This window comes from Kitasatospora sp. NPDC032121, from assembly GCF_055580145.1.
The window spans coordinates 404,411-430,314 of the sequence record NZ_JBVILX010000002.1 but is presented as its reverse complement, the minus strand read 5'-3'; the positions used below and the strand labels follow the sequence as shown (position 1 = coordinate 430,314).

The following is a 25,904-nucleotide window of genomic DNA, read 5'->3' as shown; positions in this document are numbered from 1 at the left end:
GCAAGTGGGCCCAGAGACGGGCGGGGAGACGGGCGGGGGCCGGGCAAGTGGGCCCTGAGACGGGCGGGGCCGGGCAAGTGGGCCCGGAGACGGGCGGGGAGACGGAAGGGAGCCGGACAGCGGGCGGGGAGACGGGCGGGGCGGACGGCGGGGCCGGAGACGGGCGGCGAGACGGAAGGGCGCCGGACGGCGGGCGGGGGCCGGGTGGCTCAGGCCCGGCGGAGGGCCGGGGTGGCCAGGGCGGTGAGGCCCGCGGTGGCGGTGGCGAGGGCACAGAGCAGGGTGGGCAGGGTGGCGCCCGCCGCGTCCGCGAGCAGCCCCAGCAGGGCGTTCGCTAGCACCAGGGCCAGGCTCTGCACGAGCGTCAGCAGCGCCTGGACCCGCGAGAGGTGGCTGTGCGGCGCGCCGGTCAGCACCAGCGGTCCGAGGTGGCAGGCGAAGAGCCCCGAGCCGAGGCCCGCCACCGCACTGCCGGCCACCGCCACCGCCGGTTCCCCGGCCAACGCCAGCAGCACGGTTCCCGCCGAGGCCGTACAGAGCCCGGCCGCCGCCCCCACACCGGCCCGGGGCAGCCCGCCCCGCCGGGCGACCAGGGCGGCCACCGCGAGCACCCCGGCCGCCTGCCCGGCGCTCACCAGTCCCGCCGTCCCGGCCGACCAGCCGTGGGCCCGGGCGAGCAGCGGGCCGAGCAGCGACACCACCGGCAGCAGCGCCCCGGCCGCCGCGCCGGTGAGCAGCAACGCGGCCCGCAGCAGCGGGTCGGCCAGGGCGAGCCGGACTCCGGACGCCGCCTCGCGCAGCAGTCCCTCCCGCGGGCCGGACGGCCCGTCCTCCCGGGGGCGCACCCGCAGCAGGACCAGCAGCACGACCCCGAAGCTCGCCGCGTCCGCCAGCGCCGCACCGGACAGCCCGCCGGCCGCGACCAGCAGGCCGCCCAGCGGTGCCCCGAGCAGGACGGCGCTCTGCCCGCCGGCCTGCCGCAGGGCGAGCGCCCGGGGCAGCCGGTCGGCGGGCACCAGGCGGCGCGGCATCGAGCCGCTCGCCGGGAGGTGGAAGGCGTCGACCGTCCCGATCACGGCCGCCGCCGCGACCAGCAGCCACAGCGGCGTGCCCCGGTCGGCCGCCACCAGCGCCAGCGCGCCGGTCGCGACCAGCATCACCGTGTCCCCGACGAGCATCACCCGGCGGGCGCCGAACCGGTCGGCGACCGCGCCGCCCAGCAGGACCAGCGCGGTGCGCGGCACCGTGATCGCGGTCAGGACCAGCCCGGCCGCGCCGCCGCCGTGCGCGGAGGCGGCCCAGCCGAGGGCGAAGTACAGCGCGGCGTCGCCCAGCAGTCCGGCCTGGACCCCGGCCAGCCAGAACAGGTACGGGCGGGGCAGCGCGACCGGGGCCGGTGCGCCGGTGGTGGTGGTCATGCCGGGCGACGCTAGGCCCCTCGACCAGGTCGAGGGCAAGCACGCCGGGGGCGCCGCCACCGGCGCACGACCGACGAACTACCGGCGGACCACCGGCTCCTGGATCTCGGTGACCCACCCCGCCTGGTCCTCCGGGCACTCCAGGTACAGCTCCCGGGCGTAGCCGGCCGAGCGGTAGCCGTTCTGCTCGATGAAGCGGGCGAGTTCCTGGCTGCTGCCCAGCACCTCGTCCATCGAGCCGCGGTGCACGATGGTCGCCGCCTCCTCGATCGGCGGCAGGTCGAGCACCTCGAAGTCGTGCGCACCCGGGCGCACCGACGAACCGACCGGGATGCCCACCAGGACCAGCACCGCGCCGTTGCCCTCCGGTGCGTCCTGGTAGCGGGCGACGGAAGGACCGGTCGCCTCGATCCCGGCCTCGGCCAGCCGCCCGCACAGCTCGCCGAACAGCGGCCCGATCACCGGTCCGATGTCCTCCGGCTCGTAACTCGCTGCCACACCGCTCAGTTGGGCCACCCGGACGGACGGCACCGACTTCACCACGACATCGTGTGCGGACATGGTCCCCTCGCTCTCGATCGTCCGGAGCCTCGCCTCCACCCGGGCCAGCCGCAGCTCGTCGGCCGCGATCGCCTCGGCGAGCTGGGCCCGCCGCAACCGCAGCATCCCGCGCAGTTCGGCCGGGTCCACCCGCTCGTCCAGGACGGCCCGTACCTGCTGCAGCGTGAAGCCGAGCTCCTTGAGCGCGATCACCCGGTTGAGCCGGGCGAGTTGGGACGCCTCGTAGAAGCGGTACCCGCTGACCGGGTCCACCCGGGCGGGCCGCAGCAGTCCGATCGCGTCGTAGTGGCGCAGCATCCGTACCGACACCCGGCCGTGGCTGGCGAAGTCTCCGATGTTCAACATGGTGCGACCACTCCATCCCCTGCCACCGTGTCAGGGTCAACCCCGTTCGCCCACCACCCCCCGGGGGAACGCGAAGGGCGGGTGCCGAACGATGTCGGCACCCGCCCTGAGCAGGTGGTTCTCCTACCGGCGGAGAGCGTGGGATTCGAACCCACGGTACGGGGTCACCGCACGACAGTTTTCAAGAACAATTCCGCCGCGCCGTCCGTACCGGCCCTGACCAGGGGCAACACCGTATCAGCGCTGCCGATGACGGGTCGTGGCCCACGACTGGCCCACGTCAACCCCTCGGGCGATCTTGAACCGCTCGCTCAAAGAGGGCGCCTGACGGCCGGTGAGGCAGATCTACGACCCTGACCAGGGAGAACCCCTGACCGAGGTAGTAGCGGTGGAGGCCCGGGTTCGTCTTCCAGGCGTCCAGCCGGAGGAACTGCTTCCCAGCGGCTGCCGCGCGATCGACGGCCCAGTCCAGTAGCTCCCCGCCAACGTCCCGGCCGGCTGCCTTACGCGCCACCGCCATGCGGTGGACGTACAGCGCGTCCTCGGGCCGGTCTCCGGGCTCCCAAAATTCGGGGTCGGCCTGTTCGTCCACGGTCAGGGTCGCGATGGGCTCACCGTCGCGATAGGCCAGGAAGCACTCCCCGCGTTCCATGGCACTGATGACCCGGTCCCGCCGAGGCGGGAACTGCCACTGATCACTGCCCCGAGAGGCAAGCCATTCGCTTGCTTCGATCAGCAGTGCCTCCACCCTGCCGAGCTGATCCCGGCCGGCGGGGCGAATCTCCAGGTCAGTTAGCGTCGGCATCCTGCTGCTCTCGTTCCTGCTCGTAGGTGATCACGTGCCGGTCGCCCGGCAGGATCGAAACGGCCACCCGGACGGGCAGGCCTTCGGCCGTGTATCCGATGCGGACGTGCTCCGCCACCGGCGTCCCGGCGCCCAGCTCAAGGCGCTTGGTCTCCTCGGGGGTCGGCATCCTCACGTACAGCTCGTCAATGGCGCGGACCTGGAGGTATCCCAGCTCGGCGAGCACCTTGTTGGCGCCGCGCACGATGTCTGCGGGACGCATGATTTCGGAGCCCTGCACGATACTCAGCGGGAAGTAGGAGTCGTTCAGGTTGAACGGCTCCCCGTCCAGCCAGCGCACCCGCTGACGCACGGCCGCAAGCTCGCCGGGCTGCAGGTTCAGACGTTTGGCGACGCTGGCCGGCGGCTCCACGATGCTCACGTCGATGCGCTGGCTGGCCTCCCGCCCATCTGCTGAGTGCTCCGTAACGAAGGCGTCCATCTCCTCCGAGTACGGCCGGGCCCGGAACTCGGCCTGCGGCCGGAAGACCATCGGCCTGCGCTCCCGAACGAAGTAGCCCCGGGGGCGTGCGGCGGCGATCAGTCCTTCGTTGACGAGTATCCCGAGGGCCTGCCGCGCAGTGCCTCGGCCGACCTCGAACTCCTCGCTCAGCTCGGCCTCGGTCGGAAGGCGGTCGCCCGCACCGAGGGCTCCGCTCGCTATCCGCTGCCGGAAGACGTCGGCGATCTGCTGGTACATCGGGGGTCGCCCAGCTCGCGTGGTTGCCATAGCCCCATGAAACCGCCCAGCGGAGTCCATTGTCCAGTCAATGCGAACGATGCGCTTGACGGGGCGTCACGACGGATGCCACAGTCTTCCCGAGGGCAGCATTGTTCAGACAATGCAGACAATGCCCTTGGCCCTTCTTTGGGTTGCTCTGACCTGCACGAACGCGCCCGGCGGTTGTCGGGGGAAGGCGGCTTGGCCGCGCGCCCTACGGACTGTCGATGACGTGCCGTTCCTTGAGAACTCAACAGTGTGCTGATCAAGAACGAGTGTCTTTGGTCCCCGATCCGTGCCGCCTGTGGCGGGTCGGGGGTCATGGCTACTCGTGATGAGTGGCTTGGGCCCGGAAGTCGGGGCCGCCGCGCTTTCCTTGGCCGGGCGCGCGGCGGCCCCTGGGGCCCACCTCCCTATCGGAAGAGGTAGACCCGTGAAGTCGATTGTTGCAGGCCAGCACGCCGTGGACTCGGAGGAGTTCGCGGAGCTGGCGCTGGGCGTGGACGAGGAGCTGTTCACCGGCGTGCCCGGTGAATCGGCCCTGGAGTACCAGGCCCGGATGGACGTGGCGCTGGCGGTGCTGGCGGACCTGCGCCGGGAGGACCCGGTGCTGGCGGCCTACGCCGAGCGGCTGCTGGGCATGGCGCCGGTGCCGCTGCGGCGCCCGGCGGTCATCCGTCGCACCACCAGCGTCGGGCGGGTGGCGGCGTGAGTGTTCACCGTTCCGGCGGTGGTGTTCACCCGGTGCTCACCGAGGTGCCCACCGAGGCTCAGATCCGCCGTACGTCGCTCGTGATCAGTACCGGTACGTGGGTGCTGACGGGGGCGGTGGTCGCGGTGAGCATGTCCACCGCCGCCCCGTTCATCGACGCCCATTCACCCGGCTACGGGACCGGCCCCGTGATGGCGGTCGCCGGTGACGGGTGCTTCATCCTGAGCCTCCAGGCGGACAGCGTCCTGTCCCGCTTCGGCGTGAAGCCCGGACGCTGGCCGGCCCTCTTCCGGTGGGTCACCGGGCTGGCGACCGTGTGGCTCAACATCGGGGCCGCCGCGCTGGAAGGTGACCTGGTCGGCGTGGTGATCCACCTGATCCCGCCGCTTCTGCTGCTGCTCGTCGCTGAGGCCGGACCGGCCTACCGCAGGTCCCTGGCCCGCCTCGCGAAGCGGCCCCAACCGCCGCTCCGCAAGCGTCCGGCCACGGTTCCGAAGGCCGCCCGGCAGGTGGTGAACAGCCCGCTGTTCACCCTCCCGCAGGCACCGTTCACCCCCACCCCGCAGCCCGTCGCGATCCCGTCGGCCGGCCTCGGAGCGGAGGTGCTGGAGGTGCTTCCGGCGGGTCCGGTGGAGGTGGTGAACACCGAGCCCGTTCACCCGGTGCTCACCCCCGTTCACCCCGCCCCGGCCGACACCGCCGAGGCGTTCACCGGTACGGCCCCGGATACCGCCGACGACGTGATCGACGGCCCGGTGTACCCGGCCGGACAGGACCCGGTGAACATCCCGGAGCCCGAGGCGTTCACCGCCGAGGGCGAGGTGAACGCCCCTGCCGACGAGGTGAACACCGACACGCAGGAGCCCGCCCGGCTGGACGGGGTCGAGGCCGCCCGCGTGATCGAGCAGTGCTGGCGCGACGGCGTCTCCCAGCGCGAGGCCGCCCGACGCTCCACCCGCTCCCCGGCCTACGTCAGCGTCGTCTACAAGCGGCTCAGCGAGCAGGACGGCGACGCCGAGGCAGTGGCCGCGTGAGCCGCCCCCGCCGGGGCTCGGAGGGCGCCCGCCACGGCGGCATGCCCGCACACCCGGAGCGGCCCGCCCTGCACGCCGTCCCCGCCAGCACCGAAGACACCACCGCACCCCGCATCGAGGAGCAGGCATCGTGACCACCACCGACATCACCACGGCCCGCGCCCAGATCAACGCGGCCAGCACCCTGCTCGCCCTCTTCACCACCCACCCCGACCTGCCCGCGCCGAGGATCACCAGCGAGCGCGTCGTCGCCGACGAGCGCGACGCCACCACGGGCGCCTTCCTCCTCACCGAGGGCATGGCCCTCGCCTTCCACCGCGACACCGCCCTCGCCGACTTCGAGCAGTGGCGCCAGCGCCTCGACCTCGACCCGGCCGACGTCGACCTCGCCATCACGGGCACCTTCGCCTGGCTCGAGGTCACCACCACCTACGCCGGCACTCCGATCAGGCTGGTCGGCCACTTCACCCCGCCCGAGGCCGTCAGGGACAGCGAGCGGTGAGCCGCCCGCGACACTGGGACCCCTCCGGGGACCGCCACGGCGGTACCCCCACCTATCCGTGGGGGATGGCCCCGGACGGCCTGTTCACCCGTCGACAGCTCCGCGCCAAGGGACTGCGCCCGGGCGGCCAGGACGTCGCCGCGCAGCTCATGTGGCGCTCCCGCCGCTCGACGTCGGGCGTGCGGGTCGCCTACCTCTACCGCCTCACCCTCGCCGCGCCCGTCCGCCCCATGACCGAGGGGCGCCGCCGGGCGCTGGCCGCCGCGAACACCGCCCGCCGCACCTGCCCGCAGTGCAGGCGCGACGTCGGGTACGTGCTGCCCGCGCACCTCGGCACCTGCCTGCCCTGTGCCGACGTCATGGGCCTCGCGGCCTGACATCCCCCCAACTTCGCTCCACACCAGATGACTTGGAGTGCTCCATGACCAGCGTCCGCGCTGCCCGCTTCGCCGCCGCCTACGCCCTGTTCCGGGCCGCCGGTGACGTGGCGGACCACTGGATCCAGACCGACCACCAGGCCACCACCAAGGGCCACCACGACCACACCGACGGGCAGTCCAGCGCGGCCGGCCGCCGCGCCTGCGCCGCCCACGTCGCCACCTACACCGCCACCCAGGCCGCCGCCCTGCTCGCCGGATCCCGGCTGCTCGGCGTCCGCCTGCGGCCCGGCCCCGTCGCCGCCGCCCTCGCGCTCAGCGCGCTCACCCACTACGTCGCCGACCGGCGCGAGCCCCTGCGCCGTCTCGCCGACGCCACCGGCAAGGGCAACTTCGTGCGGCTGGCCGACCACGGCATGAACGGCGCCTACGCCCTCGACCAGGCCTGGCACCACGCCGCCGAGACCGTCGCCGCCCTGGTCGCCTCCGCCTGAGTGCTGGCCGATTGCCCGTCCTCGCCCGGCCCTTCGTGGGTCGGGCGGGGGCGGGGAGTCGGGACAGCCCCGGCCCACTGGGAGGCCTGCGATGACCATGAACACCACGTCGCCGAACAGCGGTGGGAACAACGCCGGCGGCACCAACAGCAGCACCCGCAACAGCTTCGGGGCGACGTTCTCCCCCGGGCTCAACATCAACATCAACAAGAACCCCGGTGGCGGGACGGGCGGCGGGATCGGTGCGCCGCAGATGGGCGCCGCCGCGAACCCCGGCACCGGCGTGAACCGCACCTCGCCCCTGGTCCTGCCGGAGCCCGCGTTCTACTCCACCGAGGACGTGCGTTCCTACTGCGAGGGCCTGCGCGCGTTCGGCGCCTACGCGGCGATCGAGGTGGAGGTGGCGGCCGAGATCCTCAAGGCCGCGCTGGAGCAGGCCCCGGGCGCCCCGGGCGACCACCTGTTCCAGCGCAAGCGCCGGGCCCGCGACGTGGCCCAGAAGCTCTCCAAGGCCTCCGACGCGCTGACCGACGCCGCGAAGGACGCCGCCGCCGCGTGGGCCGCCTACCAGCGCGAGTACGCCGACGTCATGGCCCCCCGCCCCGCCCAGCGGCAGCACCGTCCGTTCCAGTTCTGAGAGGAGCACGACCGATGTCGAAGAAGGATGGCACCGACCCGGAGGTCCAGCACCGGGAGAACCTCGAAGGCGCCAGCACCGGCAAGGGCGTCGCCGCGTGGCTGGCCCACCGGGCCAAGCCCTACACCCCGCCGTGGATCACGGTGGCCGCGACCGGTGTGGCCGGCACGCTCGCGTGGGTGCCCGCCCACGACTCCACCGGATACGCGGTCGGCCTGACCCTCGGCTCGGTCGGCCTCACCGCAGCGACCGCGTGGGCGGGCAAGTCCACCTCCCCGCAGCGCCGCCTGCACTCCGCCGTGACCGTCGCGGGCGCGAGCACCTGGTTCACCGCGACCGCGCTGGCCGGGTGGACGGACTTCACGTTCGGCTCGTACTGGCTCGGCGGCAGCATCCTCGCCCTGTCCTGGAACGTGCGGCAGATACTGCGCCGGAACCCCGACGCCATCCAGGCCGCCGCCGACAACGCGGACGCCTCGCTGCTGGAGAAGGTCAAGCTCGCCGGAGCCAAGATCCGGCGCGCCGAGGTGGAGCCGAACCGGGTCACCGCCGAACTCACCCTTCCCGCAGGGGAGTTGACCAACGACGACGTGGCGAAGGCGCTGCCGAACCTCGCCTCCGGCCTCGACGTGTCGAAGACCGCCGTTCGGTACATGCCCGACCCCGACTCGGCCCGGCGCGGCAACCTGGTCGTGGTGCCCCGGGACATGCTCGCCGAGGTGGTCGAGTGGGAGATGCCGACCGGCGTCGGCGGGTCGATCGCCGACCCGCTGGTCGTCGGCCGCTACGACGACGGCTTCCCGCTCATGCTCTGGCTGCCCGGCGACCCGCAGACCGGCCGCAACAGCACGCACTTGCTGATCTGCGGCATGTCCGGCTCCGGCAAGGGCGACGGCGCGCTCAACATCCTCACCGAGATCATGGGACGGCGCGACGTCATCGTCTGGCTGTCCGACCCCAAGGCCTTCCAGGACTTCGGACCGCTGCGGCCCGGCCTGGACTGGGCCGTGGAAGGCGGCGCCGACACCGAGACCATGGTCACCGCCCTCCAGGCCGCCATCCCCGCCCGCACCCGCTGGCTCGGCGCCCACGGCTACCGCCAGTGGACGCCCGCCGCCGCCGAGCAGCAGACCGACCCCGCCCACTCCTGCCAGAAGGGCCGGGCCTGCGGCTGCGAGGGCATGCCCTTCCTCGTCGCCTGGTTCGAGGAAGCCGCGAACACCCTGCGGTTCATGGGCGACCAGGCGTTCACCGGCGCCGCCCAGGAAGCCCGCTCCGCCGGTATCGCCCTGGTCATCAGCCTCCAGCGGCCCAGCCACGACCAGTTGTCCACCAGCACCCGGGCCAGCCTGCCGTCCGTGCTGACCTTCGGCCTGGACGCCAAGGACGAGGGCATGGCCCTGCCCGGCCCGGTCATCGACGCCGGCGCCCACCCCGGCGCGTGGGCCAACCGCCGCCCCGGCTACTGCTACCTCGTCACCCCCGGCGTCGAAGAGCAGCGCTACAGCTCGCCCGGCCGCACGTTCCGCTTCACCGGCCAGGCCGCCCGCGTCATGGAACAGCTCGCCGCGTGGGCGGTGCGCCACGGCGCCAAGGTCGACCCCGTCACCGCGAAGGCCGCCGCCAGCGTCGCCGGCAAGGCCTACACCGAACGCCACCAGGCCGACGCCGACGAGAGCGGGGACAGCGTGTACGCGGACGGCGACGGCGGCGAGCAGGACGACACCGGCGTCGAGCGGCGGGTGGACCCGGAGGACGAGGGCCTGGACCCGCAGGCCGAACTCCCGCCGGTCCGCGAGACGATGGCCGGCCTCACCTTCGGCCCCGAGTCCGACGCCCCGGACTTCACCCCCGAGGAGGCCCGCGCCGCCATGGACGCCATCGTCGCCGCCTTCGAGCAGAACGGGACGATGGTGATCGGCCCCAAGGACGTCATGACGCAGGCCGCCGAGTTCGGCCGCTCCCGCCCGTGGGTTTCCGGGGAGTTCCGCCGCCTCGTCGAGGAGGGCCGCCTGGTGCCCTCCGCGCAGAAGGGCCGCTACCGGATCGTCCCGTCCCCGGCACTGGTCTGACACCCCTGAAACCTGACACCCCCTGACACCCATTCCCCTAGGCAGACGCGGGTGTCAGAGGCCCCTGACAGCGGCCCTGACACCCGCTGACACCCGCCCCTGACACCCCGCGCGCCGCCCCCAGCGCCCGCCCGGAAGGGAGGCACTGCCATGCCCCCGAACACCATCCGCCCGCTCGCCGCGACCCACCTGCGCGAGGCCCTCCAGGCCGCCGCCGACCGCGAGCCCGCCACCGCCCTCGCCGCCCTCATGCACATCGACGCCGACTCCTGGCAGGCCATCGAACACCGCCTCGCCGCCCTCGGCACCGACCTGCTCGACGTCCTCGCCCACACCGCCTCGGGAGGCCCCCGATGAGCACCACCAGCGACCTGATCACCGCCGCCGTCCTCATCGGCCCCGGCGCACTCCTCAGCCTTCCCATCGTGGCCTCCCAGCGCGGTGCGGCCGCCGACAGCGCCGCCGTCCGCCGGGCCCTCGCCGCCTCGGCCGCCGAACGCGCCGCCCGCACCACCGGCACCGAAGCGGCCCCGCCCGACGGCGGCGAGGGCGCCCCCGCCCCGGTCGCCGCCACCGTCGCCCCGGCCCGGCTCGCCACCGTCCTCGCGCTCCCCGAGGGGCGGGTGCGGCGTGCGGCCTGACCTCACCGTGCAGCTCCGGCCCGTGCGGGGCGTGGACCTGTTCGCCGGTGTCGGCGGACTCGACCTGCCCGCCCGCGCACTCGGCATCCACGTCACCGGGATCGAGAAGAGCCCGGACGCGTGCGCCACCCGCCGCGCCACCGGACTCGACACGATCGAGGACGACGTCCGCCGCTACGGCCCCGCCGACTTCCCCGACGCACGCCTGCTGCTCGGAGGGCCGCCCTGCCAGCCGTTCAGCGCGGCCGGCACCGGCGCCGGACGCCGGGCGCTGGCCGACATCGTCGCCCTCGCCCACCGCCTCTCCGAGCGACAGGACGTCGCCCGCCACGGCCCCACCGAGACGGACGACCTGATCCGCCTCGTCCTGGAACCCCTGCGCTGGGCGCTCGACGCCATGGACGCCGGGCGGCCGTTCGAGGCGATCGTCCTGGAGCAGGTCCCGGCCGTCCTGCCCGTCTGGCAGGCCTACGCCGCGATCCTGCGCGCCGAGGGCTACAGCGCCGTCGCCGGGACCGTTCGGGCCGAGCAGTACGGCGTCCCCCAGACCCGCAAACGCGCCGTCCTCATCGCCCGCCGCACCGGCACCGCCACCCTGCCCGCGCCCACCCACCGGCCCTACACCAAGGGCACGCCCCGCGCCGCCGGGGACCCGGCGCTGCTGCCGTGGACGGCGATGGGCGACGTCCTGCCCGAGCGCGGCCCGTTCACCGTGGTCTCCAACTACGGCACCGGCGGCGACCCCAAGGCCAGAGGACGGCGCACCTCCGGCGAACCGTCCGCCACCGTGACCGGCAAAGTCAGCCGCGTGCGGGTGCTCACCGACGACGGCACCGAGTCCCGGTTCACCTGGGCCGAGGCCGGCGCCCTGCAGTCCTTCCCGCCGGACCACCCGTGGACCGGGCGCGACATCGGCCAGCAGATCGGCAACGCCGTCCCGCCCGGACTCGCCCGCCACCTCCTCACCGCCGCCGTCGCGGTCGCCTGACCCGGCCGGTGCATCGTGCTTCTGGACTGGCGCGACGCCCGGCACTTCGACCGCACCGGCGACCGCCCGTGTCGCTGGTGCGGTCGCCCTACCCCGTTGCGCGACGACCAGCGCAGGCCCTCGCACAAGGTCTGCGCCGAGAACGCAGCGGACGACAACGGCGGCCCCCTCCCGCCAAGAAGTTGGGCCGCCGCCGATCCAGCACAGAACTGGAGGAATCCAGCATGACCCATGAACCCCCCATCCGGGGCGAGCACCTGGCCACCGCGCTCACTCTCGCCGCCGCCGGTGTTCCCGTGCTGCCCCTGCGGGCCGGGAAGAAGACGTTCGGCAACTGCCGCCGCTGCGCCGGCAACGCGTGCGGCGGCCGGCCGAACATGAAGACCCCCGGGCCCTGCGTCTGCCCGCTGCCCTGCCACGGCTGGGCCGCCGCCACCACCGACCCCGATGTCATCACCTCCCCGGAGTGGGCGTTCGCGTGGCACGCGGCCGTGGCGGCGGGATACCACCCCGGCGGCGCCGGGGTGACCGTCGTCGACCTCGACAACGCGGACGCCATCGCGTGGGCGCACGAGTACCTGCCCGCCACCCGGACCGTGCGCACCACTCGTGGCGAACACTGGATCTACCGGGGCACCATGTCGTCCGCCAACGCTGCGAGGCCCGGCGTGGACGTCAAGTCGTCCATGCAGTACGTGCGGTGGCTCGGCCCGGGCACCGGCACCATGACGGCCCTGCCGGACGTGGTCCGCGCCCTGGTCGTAAAGAAGCCCGCGGCTGTCCGCCCGGCCGCCGTCACGGTGCCCGCGCTCGTCGGCGGCGGAACGTGCCCCCACCGCACCCCGACCTACCTCGCCCGTGGCATCGCCATGGCCGAACAGCGCATCACCGAGGCCGCCGCCGCCGTGCACGCCACGGTGTTCGCGACGTTCCTCGCCGTGCTCTCCACGCACGGCCGGTGCGGCTGCCTGACCGAGGCGCACACGGAGCGGCTGTTCGCCGCAGCGCAGGCCCGGGGTGAATCGCCCCGGCACTGCGCCGACGCCTGGGCCAACGCCCTCGTTCGGCTGGGGATGTAGCCGTGGCCGAGGACGAGAAGAACCCGGCGCGCGTGGTCGTCGCCGACTACGCCCGCCAGCACTTCCGGTACTTCCGCACCGCCGACGGCGCCGTGTATGCCCAGCGCACCGGCCACCCGGTGGCCCGGCCGATCCGCTCCCAGGGCACCACCGGCAGCCACCGCCAGGAACTCATGGCCAGCCTGTTCAAGGACGGGCGCGGCGTCTTCAACGGCACCGCCATCAAGGAAGCGCTGGACTTGATCGAAGCACTCGCACTGACCGAGGACGTCCAGCCCGTCCACATCCGGGTCGCCCCCGGGTTCGACGGCGCGACCTGGCTCGACCTGGGGCGCGCCGACGGGCAGTCCGTGCGCATCCACCCCACCGGCTGGGACATCACCGTCCCCGACCCCCGGGAGGTCTGCTGGAAGCGCACCCAACTCACCGGCGAACTCCCCCTGCCCGCCCGGGACACCGACGGCAAGGGCATCGACCTGCTGCTGCGGCTGACCAACTTCGCCGACGCGGCCACCGAGTGCCTCGCGATCGCGTGGCTGATCGGGTGCCTGGGGCCGTCCGTGCCCGTGCCCGCCCCGTTCCTCACCGGTCCGCAGGGCGCAGGGAAGTCCACCGGCGGCCGGATGCTGACGAGGATCATCGAGGGGATGAGCGGGGACCTGCGCCGGGCCCCGAAGGGCGAGGAAGACCTGATCGCGGCGGTCGCGGCCGGGTGGGTCACCGCCCTGGACAACCTCTCCCACATGGGACCGGACCTGTCCGACGCCATGTGCTGCATCGTCACCGGCGCCGAGTCCGTCAAGCGGGCGCTGTTCACCGACGGGGACGTGCACCGTTCCTCCTACCGCCGGCCCCTGCTGCTGACCGGCATCGACGTCGGCGTCATCCGGCCCGACCTCGCCGAACGCCTCCTGCCCCTGCGCCTGGAGCGCCCCAGCGTCCGGCGCACCGAGGCGGAGCTGTGGGCCGAGTACGCCGAGGTGCTGCCCGTCGTCCTCGGGTCGCTGCTCGACCTCACGGTCAAGGTCCGGGCCGCCGAGGCCGAGACCCCGACCGACCTGCGCATGGCCGACTTCGCCCACCTGTGCGCGCAGCTCGACGCCGCGACGGGCTTCGGGTCGCTGGCCGCCTACCGGGCCAGCCTGGACGACCTCAACGACGACGTCATCGAAGGCGACCTGCTCGCGCAGACCGTCCTGCAGCACGCCGAGACCATCGCCCCGGGACAGGCACAGCGCATGTCCTCCACGGAGTGGCTGCAGTGCCTCAGCCGCCTCTACAGCGGCGACGAGCTGCGGCCCCTGCCCAAGGGCTGGCCGACCACCGGCAAGGTCCTCTCTGACCGGCTCAAGCGGCTGCAGCCCACCCTTGCGGCCCGGGGCGTGCTCATCGACTCCGGCCGTACGAAGGAGCGCCGCTACCTCGAAATGGCCCGGCCGGCGGCCCCCGTCGAGCACGAGCAGACCCGGCTGCTCTGACCGCTCCGGACAAGCAAGAAGAGCACCCGGCTCCGTCCCGAACGGGTGCTCTTCTTGCTGTTCGGCGAAGCCGCCAAGAGGTCGTGCCGCGCAGCGGCTCCTTCTTCACGTTCTAAGGGCGCTTAACTACAGCAACAGCCGCCCTCTTTTCCTAAGTAGGAAGACGCTGCGTCACCTGCGTCACACGGGCCCGGAAACGGCCCCTGACCTGCGCCGAAGGCGGTGACGCAGACGACGGCCGCTGCGTCATCCTGCGTCACCTGCGTCATCGGATGACGCGGCCGATGACGCACCGGTGACGCAGACCCCACCCGCTGCGTCACACAAAATCGCAGGTCAGACGCGTGAATGACGCAGATGACGCGATGACGCAGAAATCCCCACCTCGGACACGCGCGCACCGCCAAGTACCCCACCTGCTGCCCCGGGAGGAGACCCGGCATGCCCACCAAGGACCCGAAGCTCAAGCTCGCCGCCGTCCTCGAAGAGATCGACATGTCCCGCTCGGCGTACTACCGGATGGTCGCCCTGGGGAAGGGGCCCAAGACCATGAAGCTCCCCAACGGCCAGATTCGCGTCCGCCGGAGCGACCTCGACGCCTGGTGGGCTGCACAGGAGCAGTCCGCAGCCGCCTGACCCAACCGCCACCCCATCCAGGGCCCCAGCCAATGCCGGGGCCCTGCCATTTGGAGAGCACGTGCTGACGTACGACGTGAAGCTGTACACCATCCGCCAGCGCCCCGGCCGGCGGTTGCCCTTTGAGCTGCGGTGGAAGGTCGGCTCGAAGCCGCACTCGAAGAGCTACGCCACCAAGACACTCGCCACGGGACGACTCGCCGAGCTGCGGACCGCGATGAAGAACGGCGAGGAGTTCGACCAAGAGAGCGGCCTGCCGGTGTCCGAGCTCCGGAAGCAGACCGAAGGCACCTGGTTCGACCACGCGACCGCATACGCGCAGATGAAGTGGGCGCGGTCGTCGGCGAAGAGTCGCGCGACCCGCGCCGACGCGCTCGCAACCATCACGCCTGCGCTGGTGACGGACCGCCGGGAAGCGCCGGACGCGAAGCTGCTGCGGCGGGCCCTGAGCTGCTGGGCGTTCAACTTCTCGGAGCACCAGCCGGATCAGCCCGAGGAGGTCACGGAGGCGTTGGCCTGGCTGGCGCGGAAGTCCGTCAAGATCAGCCAGTTGGAGGACTCCGACACCGTCCGACTCGCCCTGGAAGCCCTGTCACGGCTCCTTAACGGCGGAGTTGCTGCGGACAACACGATCACTCGCAAGAGGATGGTGTTCAACAACGCTCTCCAGTACGCCGTAGAGCGTCGCAAGCTCCCCACGAACCCCTTGCAGTTCGTCGACTGGAGTCCGCCGGAGACTGACGACGAGATCGACTTCCGGTGGGTGCCCAGCCCTGCACAGGGCCGGGCGCTGCTCGAAGCCGCGGGCCGGGTCTCGGGCCGGGGCAGGCACCTCCGTGCGTTCTACGGCTGCATCCTCTACGCGGCGACCCGCCCGTCGGAAGCGCTGGACATCCTGGAGTCGGACTGCACCCTGCCGGAGCAGGGCTGGGGTGAGATCGTGCTCGACGGAAGCGCGCCCGGGGTCGGGTCACGGTGGACGGACGACGGGTCGACCCACGACGAGCGGGGTCTCAAGCGGCGGGCCAGGAAGGCCACCCGTCCGGTGCCGATTCCACCGGTGCTCGTCCAACTGCTGCGGGAGCACATTGCCGAGTTCGGAGTCGCGCCGGACGGCCGCCTGTTCCGGGCGACCGGAGGCGGGCGCCTGCTCAGCAACGAGTGGTCTGCCGTCTGGAAGGAGACCCGGAAGCTGGCGCTCACGCCGCAGGAGTTCGGGTCGCCGCTGGCCAACGTGGTGTACCTGTGCCGCGCAACCGCCGTATCCGGCTGGCTGGCCGCCGGCGTCGACCCCATGGAGGTCGCGCGCCGCGCCGGCCACAGCGTGGCCGTCCTGCTCCGCTTCTACGCAAAGATCATCGCCGGACGGGAGGACCACGCGAACGCGCTGATCCAACGATTCCTCGACGGCCACGACCTGACCACGTAGGTCGTCAGTCCGTTCCACGGGCGTTCCATGCTGGCCCACAGCTGGCCCATACACCCTGACCGAACGCGGCACACGGGTGGGACAGGCCGGGACGGAATCGAAAAGGGCGGGTATCGGCAGTTTGCCGATACCCGCCCTGATCTGGGCTTTCTCCACCAGCGGAGAGCGTGGGATTCGAACCCACGGTGACGGGTCACGCCACGACAGTTTTCAAGACTGTTCCCTTAGGCCGCTCGGGCAGCTCTCCAGGCGGAGGTCAGCCTAACGGGTCCGGAGGGGTTCGGTGCACACGTTTCCGCGCGGGCCGTGGGTTACTGGTCGCCCTCGCGCTGGCCGAGGGTGACCTTGGTGTTGAGGGTCTGGCCGTTGCGGGTGTACTCGACGTCGACGGTCTCGCCGGGCTTGTGCGTCCAGATCCGGCTGACCAGGGCGGGGCCGTTGTCGATCGGGACGCCGCCGAGCTTGGTGATGACGTCGCCCGGCTTGAGGCCGGCCTTGTCGGCCGCGCCGCCGGGGGTGACGGCGGGCTGGCCCTGGATGTCCTTGGTCTGGATCTGCGCGCCGTCGCCCTTGTAGTCGTCGTTGCGCAGCACGTCGAGCTTGGCGTAGACCGGCTTGCCGGTCTTGATCAGGGTGTCCGCGACCCACTTGGCCTGGTTGATCGGGATGGCGAAGCCCAGGCCGATGCTGCCGGCCCGGCCGTTGGCGGAGGCGTTGGACTGGATCGCCGAGTTGATGCCGATCACCGCGCCGCCGGAGTCCAGCAGCGGGCCGCCGGAGTTGCCGGGGTTGATCGAGGCGTCGGTCTGGAGGGCGTTCATGTACGAGGCCTGCGAGCCGGTGTCGTCGCCGGAGGCCACCGGGCGGTCCTTGGCGCTGATGATGCCGCTGGTGACGGTGGACTCCAGGCCGTACGGCGCGCCGATCGCGACGGTGGCGTCGCCGACGTTGACCTTGTCGGAGTCGGCCAGCGGCAGCGGGGCCAGCTTGCTCTTGGGCGGGTTGTCGATCTTGACCACGGCGACGTCGTAGCCCTCGGCGTGGCCCAGCACCGAGGCGCTGTAGGAGGTGCCGTCGGCGAACTTGACGGTCAGTTTGCCGCCGCTGAGGGTCGGCGCGACCACGTGGTTGTTGGTGAGGATGTGGCCCTCGGTGTCGAAGACGAAGCCGGTGCCGGTGCCCGACTCGCCGTTGCCCTGCGCCTTGATGGTGACGACGCTGGGCAGCGCCTTCTGCGCGATGGCGGCGATCGAGCCGGGGGCGGGCTCGTTCTTCTGGGTGTCGCTGGCCTGGACGGTGGTGCTGCGGTGGTCGTTCGCGGCGTTGCTGCTGTCGACGTGGTCGGCGACGGACACGCCGAGCGCGCCGCCGGCCAGGCCGGCGACCACCGCGACGGCCGCGATCAGGGCGACCAGGCCGCCGCGCTTCTTGCGCGGGCCGCCGTGGCCGCCGGGACCACCGGGGTAGTCCGCCGGGTAGCCGAGCGGGCCGGCCGGGCCTCCGGGGTAGCCGGCGCCGCCGGAGGTGGAGTCGTGGGTGGGGCCCCAGCCGCCGAGCGGCTGGCCGGCCCCGAAGGGGTGGTGGCCGTGCGCGGCGGGGGCGGCGGCCGGAGCGGCGCCGAAGCCCTCGTGCGCGCCGGCGGCGGGGACGCCGTGGGTCGGGGTGGCGTACGGGTTGCCGGCCGGCGGCAGGGCCGGGGCGGCGGGCGCGGCTGCGGCGGGGGCCGCGGCGACCGGGGACGGCGGGGCGGGCGGCAGGACCGGCGGCGGCGCGTCGATGTAGCCGGTGGCCGGGTCGACGACCGGCTCCTCCGCGACGGGCGCCACAGGCGCGGCAGGCGCGGCAGGCGCGGCAGGGGACTCCGGCGCCGGCACCTTGGTGAAGGCGACGGTGGGCTTGTGCCCACCCTCGGCCGGGACCCCCTCGGCCGGAACGCCCTCGGCCGGGACGGCGTCCACGGGCGGCGCCGCCTCGACGGCAGCGGCATCGGCGGCACCCGCCTCCGGCCCCGGCACCCGCCGGAAGGCCATGGTCGGCTGGTGCCCGCCCTGAGCGGGGCCTTCGGGAGCGGTCTCGGCCGCCCCCTGGCCGGCGGGCTGCTCCCCCTGCGGCCCGGCGGGCCCAACCTCGCGCTCGGTGCTCACGGACGACCTCCATAGCTGGCAGAACCAAGGACCATAGTTTTTCGCACTGCCGATTCGATTGCCGTAAGGACCCCTCTGAAGAACTCATAAGAATCCTTAGCCGGCACCGACGCCGGCACCGACGGCCGAGGCTCCCCTCCCCCCGCCGGGCGTCCCGCGATGCGGACCGTACGCCCTCGGCCTTGGGTGTCGGCCCCCGCGCCGGTTAGCCTGTCGCTCACAACTGACACGCGGGAGCTTGGACCCACCAGGCTGAGAGTGCGCATGTCGACCGTACGCCACGCGAGTGACGGACGTTCGAGGGGGCGCTGACCGCCGGAACCTGTCCGGGTAATGCCGGCGTAGGGAGTATCGGCCATGCCGCCTGCTTCGCCATCCTCTTCTTCGGGTGCGCCCGAGTCCAAGGGTTTCTCCGGGTCCACGCCCGCGGCCGTCCTGGACCGCCCCCAGCGGGCCGATCACGTCGAGGCGCCCCTGGTGCTCGACACCGAGCCGCCGCGCACGCTGCGCTTCCGGGACCACTTCGCGCTCTGGATGAACCTGGGCGTCAGCCTGATCGGTTTCTCCACCGCCGCCACCGTGCTCGGCGCGCCCGGCAGCGAGCTGTCGCTGGCCGCCGCGGTGACCGCGATCACCGTCGGTACGGTCGTCGGCACCGCGATGCTCGGCCTGGCCTCGCTGATCGGCGCCCGCACCGGCGCCCCCGCGATGGCGAACCTGCGCGGGCTGTTCGGCACCCGGCTGTCGTACCTGCCGACGGTGCTGAACATCGTGCAGTGCATCGGCTGGGGCGTGTTCGAGCTGCTGACCATCTCGGCGGGCGCCCAGACCGTCGCCCACACCACCGGCTACCGCTGGCTGTTCGTCCTGCTCGCCGGCGCGCTGACCACCGTGCTGACCATCTGGCCGCTGGGCTCGATCGCGGTGCTGCGCCGCTTCGTGGCCGGGGCGGTCGCGGTGGCGATGGTGTACTTCACCGTCCAGCTGGGCCGCCAGGGCGTGCCGGACCCGGGCGCGGGCAACTGGCACGGCTTCCTGGGCGCCACCGACGCGATGATCGCGGTGTCGGTCTCCTTCGTCCCGCTGGCCGCCGACTACACCCGGCACTCGCGCACCCCGCGCTCGGCGTTCTGGGGCAGCTTCTCCGGCTACACGATCGCCCAGGTCTGGTGCTACGTGCTCGGCCTGATGGCGCTGCTGCAGTCGGACGGCGACCCGAACCGGATCTTCGACTCCTTCCTCGGGGTCTGGGCCGGCTGGCTGTTCCTGCTGGTGCTGGTGCTGCGCGAGACGGACCAGTCCTTCGCCAACGTGTACTCGACCGCGATGTCGGTGCAGAACCTGCTGCCGAAGGTGGACCGCCGGGTGCTCTCCGGCGCGATCGGCGTGCTGATCACCGTGCTGGCGCTGCAGATCGACGAGTTCACCGACACCTACTACGGCTTCCTCGGCCTGATCGGCTCGGTGTTCGTGCCGCTGCTGGCGGTGCTCGTGGTGGACTACTTCCTCGGCGCCGGCCGGCGCGGCTGGAACCTCTCCGCCGACGCGCCGTCCCGCTGGCTGATGCTGCTGCCGTGGGCGCTGGGCTTCGCCGTCTACCAGTTCATCGCGCCGACCAAGGTGGCCGACTGGTGGACGGACTTCTGGACCTCCGCCCAGGAGGCGCTGCACTTCACCCCGCGGGAGTGGACCTCGGCCTCGTTGTTCGCCTTCCTGGTGCCGGCCCTGGTCACCTGGGCGCTCACCCCGATCGGCCGCCGCGCCGCCCGGCCCTGACCGCACCGGACCTGACCCGACCTGGCCGAACCGGCGGAACACGGCGGAACACGGCAGGACACGCCTGAGCGCGCCTGAGCACGACTGAGTACGGCGAAGACGGCCCCACCGGTTGGGGCCGTCTTTGTCCGCGCTTCACTTCCGCCACCTATCGTTGGGCCTGTGACCAGCCCAGACCTGTCCTCGACGGCGGCGCGCACCGCGCCGACCGTCCAGGTGATCGCCCACCGCGGTTCCTCCCACGCCCTGCCCGAGCACACCCTCGCGGCCTACCGACGCGCGCTCGACGAGGGCGCGGACGCGCTGGAGTGCGACGTCCGGGTCACCGCCGACGGCGCGCTGGTCTGCGTGCACGACCGCCGGATCGGCCGGGTCTCGAACGGCCGGGGCACCGTCTCGGCCATGACCCTCGCCGAGCTGGAGGCGTACGACTTCGGCGCCTGGAAGACCGGCCGCCCCAGCACCGACCCCGAGCTGCGCGGCGTGCTGCGGCTGGAGCGGCTGCTGGAGCTGGTGGTGGAGTGCGGCCGCCCGGTGGACCTGGCGATCGAGACCAAGCACCCGGTGCGCTTCCGCGGCCGGGTGGAGGCCGAGCTGCTGCGGACGCTGGAGCGGTTCAAGATCGGCGCGACCCGGGACGGCGGCCGCCCGTCCGCCCGGATCATGAGCTTCTCCTCGGTCGCGCTGGACCGGGTGGGCGCCGCCGCACCGCAGTACCGGCGGGTCTTCCTGTTCGAGCGGACCCTGCCGCTGCTCGGCCGGCTGCGCGCGGGCTCGCCGCTGCCGGGCGGGGCGCGGATCGCCGGCCCGGGCATCGAACTGGTGCGGGCCCGCCCGCAGCTGGTGACCCGGCTGCGGGAGCTGGGGCACGAGGTGCACGTGTGGACGGTGGACGAGCCGGCCGACGTCGAGCTCTGCCTGGAGCTCGGGGTGTCCGCGATCATCACCAACCGGCCCGCGGAGGTGCTGGCGCAGCTCGGCCGCTGACGGCCGGATCATCGCCGGCCGCTCGCCGGGCGATCCCCCGGTGATCGCGCCCGTGATCGCCTGGTGATCCGCCGACGCACCGAGGACCGGCCGGGGCCATACCGTCAGATCCGATCACTTCTGGTCAGCAGTCAAACCTTCCTTGCGCGAAATTGCCGGAATTCTTGCATCCGGGCGACAGAGGGTGAGCACGGAATGACCTGATGTCGACCGTCGGTCGCCGCGCTCGAAATGGGCGGGCGGGATCGTCCGGTGCTCGTTTCCGACGCATTACCAAGGGGCATCTCTCCCTCGGCATACGCTGAAGGAGGTCCGGGGGTGGCGTTGATGGTGGCGCGTGAAGTGCCGACTTCATCGACCATGGCAGTGCCGCACGGCCCAGCGAGTGTCGGGGTCGCACGGCGCCGACTGCGTCGAGATCTGGGTGACCGGCAGATACCGGAACCGGTCATCGATGATGCTGTTCTGATCCTTTCCGAGCTGTTGAGCAACGCCTGTCGGTACGCCCGTCCGCTCGGCCCGCTGCCGGCGCTGGGGCGCGGCTCCCGGGCCGAGGTGCTCGGGCAGGTCCTGGTCGGTGTCCCGTCCGGGCCGCACGCCGCGCCGGGCGGCCGGGAGTCCGCCGAGGGTTCGGACGAGCCGGACGGCGGGGTGCTGGTCCGCTGGCAGATGCACGCCGACGGGGTGCTCACCCTGGAGGTCACGGACGGCGGGGCGGCCACCCGGCCGCTGCCCGCGAGTCCCTCGCTGACCTCGCGCGGCGGCCGCGGCCTGAGCATCGTCGACCAGCTGGCGAGCGACTGGGGCGTGCGCGACGCCCCGGGCGAGGTCACGGTCTGGGCGGCGCTGCCCGCCCGGGCCCGGCACGCCCGGCGCACCGGAGGCGATGCCCGTAGCGCATGAGCCGGGCTCGGGGAATGTGTCGTTAGGCTTCCCGGGACACAGGACCACCGTTCCCGGGAGAGCCGCAGCATGGGCAAGAAGGCCGCCAAGAAGGCGCCGCAGCGCCAGTCCACCACCGCCGTCACGGGCGAGATCCCCGTGGTCGGGGCCCGCGAGGACTGCCCCTGCGGCTCGGGCCGCCGGTACAAGGCGTGCCACGGCCGCGAGGCCTCGCACGCGGTCCAGGAGCTGGTGCACCGCCCGTTCGAGGGCCTGCCCGGCGAGGCCGACTGGGTGGCGCTGCGCGAGCTGGTGCCCGCCGCCACGGTGCCGCTGACGCTGGCCGCCGGGGTGGCCGAGGGCGCTACCGGTGACATCCCGTCGGTGACCCTCGCCACCGTGCTGCCGCTGGCCTGGCCGGCCCTGCGCCGCCAGGACGGCTCGATCCTGCTCGGCCTGCAGACCCAGTCCGCCTCCGGGGACCTCAGCCGCGACCTCGCGGACGCCCTGGAGCTGGCCCTGGCCACCGAGCCGGGCAGCCCGGTGCCGGCCCGCCGGACCGTCCCGGGCGGGCGCCGCCTGCAGGACCTGCTGGACACCACCGCCGCGTTCACGCCCACCGTGCACACCGGCTTCGAGTTCTGGCTGGAGGACGCCGAGGCCGCCACCGGCGAGGTCGCCGCCTCCCTGGAGCGCGCCAACGCCTCGGCCATCCCGACCGAGAAGCTCGCCGGCGTGGACTCCGCCTACTGGTGCGGCACCCCGGACAAGAACCACCTGCGCTGGGTGATGACCGTGCCCGAGGAGCAGCTGCTGGACGCGCTGGCCCGGCTGAACGCGGCCGACGAGGCCTCGCTCGGCCCGGACACCCGCCTGGTCGGCTCCTTCCGCGCGCACGGCCTGACCGTCCCGGTGTGGGACCTCCCGCTCGAGATGACCGCCGCCGACTGCGAGAAGCCGGCCGCCGAGTTCGCCGCGCGGCTCGCCTCCGTGCTCGCCGACGGGACCCCGCTGACCGCCGAGGAGCGGCGCGCCCGCGCGAACCTGGTGAACCGTCAGGTCACCCTGAACTAAAGCGCGCGGGATCCGCGTGATACGCGTCACATTGTCGTGGTGAACGCGCAATTTCCGGGCGTGGAGGGCGTCTTGGAAATTGGCGCGGGCGCGGATCCTTGTTACTGTCTAAAGAGTCCGGCCGCTGGTGCATCCCCCGTCGCCAGCGGTCGGATCTTTTGTTTTTCCGGAGCGCCCCATCGGAGCGCCCGCACGGATCACCCCGATGGAGCGCCCGCGCGGAGCCGGCCCTCAGTGGGCCGAGCGTCCGCGGTCCAGTCGGACCGTCGCCTCCACCAACTCCCCCAGCAGCGGCCCGACCTGCGGCAGCCAGACCCCGCCGCCCGCGCCCGGCCGCGGCGCCAGCACCCAGCGCACCCGCCCCCAGCCTCCGGCCGCGGGGACCCCCACCGCCGCACCGCCGGGCGGCAGCGGCAGGAATCCGCCCGGCCCGTGGTAGCGCAACGACCCCGGCACCCAAGGGAGTTGGGCGAGCATGTCGCCGAGCGCGTCCAGCGAGTACGGAGCCACCAGCAGCGCGTAGCGGCCCGGCATCGCCAGCACCGGTCCGAGCGGCAGGCGCAGCGCGCTCAGGTAGACCAGCGCCCGGGCTCCGGCCTCCGCGGGCAGGCTGACCGCCGAGACGGTGCGGCCGGTGGCGGCCAGCACCGGCGCGTCCGGGCACCGCCGCTCCCACCACCAGCGCACCATCCGGGCGTCCGTGGTGGCGGCCAGCAGCGAGGGGTCGTGCGGGTGGGCGCCGGGAACGGTGCAGTCCGGGTCGCCGCAGGAGCAGCGGCCGTCGCACAGCACGGTGCCCGGCACCACGGGCCAGCGGTGGTCGACGGCGGCCGCCAGGGCCGCGGCCAACCGGGCGGAACGCTCCTCCGACCGGCTCTTCGGGTTCTCACGCATGGCGCTCGTTCCTTTCCCTGACCGCTCGGTTCGCTCCGCTCCACCGGCGTCCGTCGGGATCCTCCGTGCGGGCCGCCGCGGCGGGCCCCGGGCGGCGCGGGGCGGGGCGGGCGGCGGGGCGGACGACGCGGCTGCGACGTGGAGCGTGTGGAGCACGACATGAAGGGCCGCGCACCGGCACAGCCCTTGGAACGAGAATCCCGTACGCGACCGGATGGACGCCGCCCGGGCGCGCTTGGTTCCACCGTACGAGTGAGAGAGTTCCGGCCAGCCCGGCTCACGGGCGGCACGGACATACGATCCGGACGGCCGCCCGGGTCCGTCCTCCCGGTTCTGCCCGCTCGCGGCCCGCTCCATGCCTGCGGGCTCCACGGCGCGCGTACGGACCCCGCACGCCCCCCGACCGGGTCGCGCTGGATGTGGAACGGGCCACCGCGTCGTCCTGGATCTGGACATGCCCCGAATGGCCTGTGTAGAAGTGGTGGCATTGCTGTCGATCAATGACGAGTAGTAGCGAATCGAGGCGAAACACGCCCTTTGGCCGTGCTCGCTCCACATTGGCCTTAGCTGGGGGTTTCGCATGGCACGTAGCACCGCGTCAGGAGTGACGGCATGAATGAGTCCCACCCGTCGGCGGCCGTCCCGTCGACGACGACCGCCGAGCCGGGTGAACCCGGCAGCGCAGGCGGGCTCACCGTCCTCGACCTGCCGGACCTGCCCGGCCCCGTCGACACCCCGGACGGCACGGCGGACGACCGCACGGCCCCGTCCGCCGCGGTGCAGGACCGTTTGGCCGGACGCCTGTCCGATTTCACCAGCCTGCACGAGCACACCGAGCGGCTGGCCCGTGCCCGCGGCCTGACCGCCACCCTGGACACCGTCCTCGCCTCCGGGGCCGCCCTGCTCGGCGCCCGGCGCGGCATGCTGGTCACCAGGCGGCCCGGCGGCGGGCCCGGACAGCCGGTCGGCTTCAACCTCGACCGCGCCAGCCTCGGCGCCCTGGAGACCGTCCCGACCGAGCAGAGCCTGCTGGCCCGGCTGCTGCGCGAACTCGACCGGCCCGCCCACCTGCACTCCCGCGACCTCGCCGAGGACCCGGCCATCGGCGCCCGGCTGCGCGAACTCGCCGTCCACCTCGGCCTCGGCGGCGCCTACGGCCTGCCGCTCGCCACCGACGAGGACGGCCCGCTCGCCGCCGCCCTCTGGTTCTACGACGAGCCCGCCGAACCGACCGGCTGCCAGCGGGAACTGGCCCGCCACTACTGCGAGATCGCCGCCCCGCTGCTCGCCAAGCAACTGGAGTCGGACCGGATCTCGCGCACCACCGAGGCGCTGCGCCGCGGACTGCTGCCGGACCGGCTCCCCCGGGCCGCCGGGCTGCGGCTGGCCGCCCGGCTGGTCCCCGCCGGGCTGGAGCTCTCCTGCGGCAGCGACTGGTACGACGCGATCCCGCTGCCCGACGGCACCATCGGCCTCACCGTCGGATCCGTCTCCGGTGACGGCCCCGGGGCGGGCCCCGGCTCCGCCCCCGGCGCGGCCGCCGCGATGGGCCGGGTCCGGGCCGCGCTGCGGGCGTACGCGGTGCTGGAGGGCGAGGACCCGGTCTCCGTCCTGGGGGACCTGGAACTGCTGCTCAAGACCACCGAGCCGACCCGCACCGCGACCGCCGTCTACGCCTGGGTCGAGCCCGAGGAGCGCCGGATCACCCTGGCCGGCGCCGGGCACTGCCCGCCGGTCCTGGTCGGCCGGCACGGCGCCGAGTTCGTCGAGACCTCGCTCTCCGCCCCGCTCGGCATGCTGACCTGCTGGGAGGCGCCCGGGGTGGAGTTCACCGCCGAGCGCGGCGACACCCTGCTGCTCTACACCGAGGGCCTGGCCCGCCGCTGCGGGCCGACCCTGCACGCCGGGCAGGCCAACCTGCGCCGGGCCGCCGCCGACGCCCCGCGCGACGTGCGGATCGACCCGGACCGGCTCTGCGCCCACCTCCTGGCGGTCTGCCCGGACCGGGAGACCCCGGGCACGGCCACCGACGACCTGATGCTGCTGGCGGCCCGCTTCGAGTAGGAGAGGAACGGTTCGGGCCCTGGGGGTCCCCCCGGCCGAAGGCTGGGCGAGGACGGGCGGCCGGACGTCCGTACCATGGACGCACGGCCGCCCGCGCGTGTCGCGATCCGACACC

General features: G+C 73.3%; 26 protein-coding genes, 1 tRNA gene and 1 riboswitch. Of the genes, 20 read left to right on the top strand and 7 right to left on the bottom strand.

The window, feature by feature from the left end; all coding sequences use genetic code 11:
* Positions 1-209: 209 nt before the first annotated feature.
* From ACZ5OX_RS07785 to ACZ5OX_RS07770, 4 genes are all read right to left on the bottom strand, one after another.
* Positions 210-1,418 (bottom strand): MFS transporter, encoded by a 1,209-nt coding sequence (locus tag ACZ5OX_RS07785; protein ID WP_465629166.1) that lies wholly within the window; start codon positions 1,416-1,418, stop codon positions 210-212.
* Positions 1,419-1,496: 78 nt separating this feature from the next.
* Positions 1,497-2,324, bottom strand: coding sequence for a MerR family transcriptional regulator (locus tag ACZ5OX_RS07780; protein ID WP_465629165.1), 828 nt, complete (start codon positions 2,322-2,324; stop codon positions 1,497-1,499).
* 280 nt (positions 2,325-2,604) lie between these two features.
* Positions 2,605-3,072 (bottom strand): GNAT family N-acetyltransferase, encoded by a 468-nt coding sequence (locus tag ACZ5OX_RS07775; RefSeq protein ID WP_465629164.1) that lies wholly within the window; start codon positions 3,070-3,072, stop codon positions 2,605-2,607.
* A 40-nt stretch (positions 3,073-3,112) separates the two neighbouring features.
* On the bottom strand, positions 3,113-3,868 hold the full coding sequence (locus tag ACZ5OX_RS07770; protein WP_465629163.1) for a GntR family transcriptional regulator: 756 nt from the start codon (positions 3,866-3,868) through the stop codon (positions 3,113-3,115).
* A 454-nt stretch (positions 3,869-4,322) separates the two neighbouring features.
* Between ACZ5OX_RS07770 and ACZ5OX_RS07765 the strand changes: the two genes are divergently transcribed.
* The 15 genes from ACZ5OX_RS07765 to ACZ5OX_RS07695 all read left to right on the top strand — a co-directional run bounded on the left by ACZ5OX_RS07765 (position 4,323) and on the right by ACZ5OX_RS07695 (position 15,968).
* Entirely contained in the window at positions 4,323-4,601 is a 279-nt protein-coding gene (locus ACZ5OX_RS07765) for a hypothetical protein (protein ID WP_465629162.1), read from the top strand.
* On the top strand, positions 4,598-5,635 hold the full coding sequence (locus ACZ5OX_RS07760) for a hypothetical protein (RefSeq protein ID WP_465629161.1): 1,038 nt from the start codon (positions 4,598-4,600) through the stop codon (positions 5,633-5,635). Before ACZ5OX_RS07765 ends, ACZ5OX_RS07760 begins: the two co-directional genes overlap by 4 nt.
* Positions 5,632-5,769, top strand: a complete 138-nt coding sequence (locus ACZ5OX_RS07755) for a hypothetical protein (protein WP_465629160.1) — start codon at positions 5,632-5,634, stop codon at positions 5,767-5,769. The genes ACZ5OX_RS07760 and ACZ5OX_RS07755 overlap by 4 nt, the downstream gene beginning before the upstream one ends.
* Positions 5,766-6,137 (top strand): hypothetical protein, encoded by a 372-nt coding sequence (locus tag ACZ5OX_RS07750; RefSeq protein WP_465629159.1) that lies wholly within the window; start codon positions 5,766-5,768, stop codon positions 6,135-6,137. The genes ACZ5OX_RS07755 and ACZ5OX_RS07750 overlap by 4 nt, the downstream gene beginning before the upstream one ends.
* A 65-nt stretch (positions 6,138-6,202) precedes the next feature.
* Entirely contained in the window at positions 6,203-6,514 is a 312-nt protein-coding gene (locus tag ACZ5OX_RS07745) for an RRQRL motif-containing zinc-binding protein (protein WP_465629611.1), read from the top strand.
* A gap of 44 nt (positions 6,515-6,558) precedes the next feature.
* Positions 6,559-7,008 (top strand): hypothetical protein, encoded by a 450-nt coding sequence (locus ACZ5OX_RS07740; protein WP_465629158.1) that lies wholly within the window; start codon positions 6,559-6,561, stop codon positions 7,006-7,008.
* Positions 7,009-7,099: 91 nt separating this feature from the next.
* Positions 7,100-7,645, top strand: a complete 546-nt coding sequence (gene traA / locus ACZ5OX_RS07735; RefSeq protein ID WP_465629157.1) for a plasmid transfer protein TraA — start codon at positions 7,100-7,102, stop codon at positions 7,643-7,645.
* A 14-nt stretch (positions 7,646-7,659) separates the two neighbouring features.
* On the top strand, positions 7,660-9,717 hold the full coding sequence (traB, locus tag ACZ5OX_RS07730; RefSeq protein WP_465629156.1) for a plasmid transfer protein TraB: 2,058 nt from the start codon (positions 7,660-7,662) through the stop codon (positions 9,715-9,717).
* A 150-nt stretch (positions 9,718-9,867) separates the two neighbouring features.
* Positions 9,868-10,074 carry a hypothetical protein gene (locus ACZ5OX_RS07725; protein ID WP_465629155.1) on the top strand — a complete coding sequence of 69 codons (207 nt, stop codon included), beginning with the start codon at positions 9,868-9,870 and terminating at the stop codon, positions 10,072-10,074.
* Complete coding sequence (locus tag ACZ5OX_RS07720; RefSeq protein ID WP_465629154.1) at positions 10,071-10,358, top strand: hypothetical protein; 288 nt, start codon at positions 10,071-10,073, stop codon at positions 10,356-10,358. The genes ACZ5OX_RS07725 and ACZ5OX_RS07720 overlap by 4 nt, the downstream gene beginning before the upstream one ends.
* Entirely contained in the window at positions 10,348-11,346 is a 999-nt protein-coding gene (locus tag ACZ5OX_RS07715; RefSeq protein WP_465629153.1) for a DNA cytosine methyltransferase, read from the top strand. Before ACZ5OX_RS07720 ends, ACZ5OX_RS07715 begins: the two co-directional genes overlap by 11 nt.
* A gap of 224 nt (positions 11,347-11,570) precedes the next feature.
* Positions 11,571-12,425 carry a bifunctional DNA primase/polymerase gene (locus ACZ5OX_RS07710; RefSeq protein WP_465629152.1) on the top strand — a complete coding sequence of 285 codons (855 nt, stop codon included), beginning with the start codon at positions 11,571-11,573 and terminating at the stop codon, positions 12,423-12,425.
* A 2-nt stretch (positions 12,426-12,427) separates the two neighbouring features.
* Positions 12,428-13,903 carry an ATP-binding protein gene (locus tag ACZ5OX_RS07705; RefSeq protein WP_465629151.1) on the top strand — a complete coding sequence of 492 codons (1,476 nt, stop codon included), beginning with the start codon at positions 12,428-12,430 and terminating at the stop codon, positions 13,901-13,903.
* 441 nt (positions 13,904-14,344) lie between these two features.
* On the top strand, positions 14,345-14,539 hold the full coding sequence (locus ACZ5OX_RS07700; protein ID WP_465629150.1) for a helix-turn-helix transcriptional regulator: 195 nt from the start codon (positions 14,345-14,347) through the stop codon (positions 14,537-14,539).
* 61 nt (positions 14,540-14,600) lie between these two features.
* Positions 14,601-15,968 (top strand): tyrosine-type recombinase/integrase, encoded by a 1,368-nt coding sequence (locus ACZ5OX_RS07695; protein ID WP_465629149.1) that lies wholly within the window; start codon positions 14,601-14,603, stop codon positions 15,966-15,968.
* 159 nt (positions 15,969-16,127) lie between these two features.
* Here the strand turns inward: ACZ5OX_RS07695 and ACZ5OX_RS07690 are convergent.
* Together ACZ5OX_RS07690 and ACZ5OX_RS07685 are read right to left on the bottom strand one after the other, a co-directional pair.
* Positions 16,128-16,215 (bottom strand) — tRNA-Ser (locus tag ACZ5OX_RS07690).
* 64 nt (positions 16,216-16,279) lie between these two features.
* Positions 16,280-18,112, bottom strand: coding sequence for a S1C family serine protease (locus tag ACZ5OX_RS07685; RefSeq protein ID WP_465629148.1), 1,833 nt, complete (start codon positions 18,110-18,112; stop codon positions 16,280-16,282).
* 220 nt (positions 18,113-18,332) lie between these two features.
* A riboswitch (TPP riboswitch) is annotated at positions 18,333-18,477 on the top strand.
* Here ACZ5OX_RS07685 and ACZ5OX_RS07680 point away from each other — a divergent pair.
* The 4 genes from ACZ5OX_RS07680 to ACZ5OX_RS07665 all read left to right on the top strand — a co-directional run bounded on the left by ACZ5OX_RS07680 (position 18,470) and on the right by ACZ5OX_RS07665 (position 22,831).
* Entirely contained in the window at positions 18,470-19,888 is a 1,419-nt protein-coding gene (locus ACZ5OX_RS07680; RefSeq protein WP_465629147.1) for a purine-cytosine permease family protein, read from the top strand. (Overlaps the previous riboswitch by 8 nt.)
* 162 nt (positions 19,889-20,050) lie before the next feature.
* Positions 20,051-20,875, top strand: a complete 825-nt coding sequence (locus ACZ5OX_RS07675) for a glycerophosphodiester phosphodiesterase (RefSeq protein WP_465629146.1) — start codon at positions 20,051-20,053, stop codon at positions 20,873-20,875.
* A gap of 327 nt (positions 20,876-21,202) precedes the next feature.
* A complete protein-coding gene (locus tag ACZ5OX_RS07670) occupies positions 21,203-21,778 on the top strand; it encodes an ATP-binding protein (protein WP_449788535.1) in 576 nt (191 codons plus the stop codon).
* 69 nt (positions 21,779-21,847) lie between these two features.
* Positions 21,848-22,831 carry a DUF5926 family protein gene (locus tag ACZ5OX_RS07665; RefSeq protein WP_465629145.1) on the top strand — a complete coding sequence of 328 codons (984 nt, stop codon included), beginning with the start codon at positions 21,848-21,850 and terminating at the stop codon, positions 22,829-22,831.
* A gap of 231 nt (positions 22,832-23,062) precedes the next feature.
* Here ACZ5OX_RS07665 and ACZ5OX_RS07660 read toward each other — a convergent pair whose 3' ends face one another.
* Positions 23,063-23,725, bottom strand: a complete 663-nt coding sequence (locus ACZ5OX_RS07660; protein ID WP_465629144.1) for a bifunctional DNA primase/polymerase — start codon at positions 23,723-23,725, stop codon at positions 23,063-23,065.
* Positions 23,726-24,337: 612 nt separating this feature from the next.
* Between ACZ5OX_RS07660 and ACZ5OX_RS07655 the strand changes: the two genes are divergently transcribed.
* Positions 24,338-25,789: a PP2C family protein-serine/threonine phosphatase gene (locus ACZ5OX_RS07655; protein WP_465629143.1), complete on the top strand. Its 1,452-nt coding sequence runs from the start codon at positions 24,338-24,340 to the stop codon at positions 25,787-25,789.
* Positions 25,790-25,904: the final 115 nt, after the last annotated feature.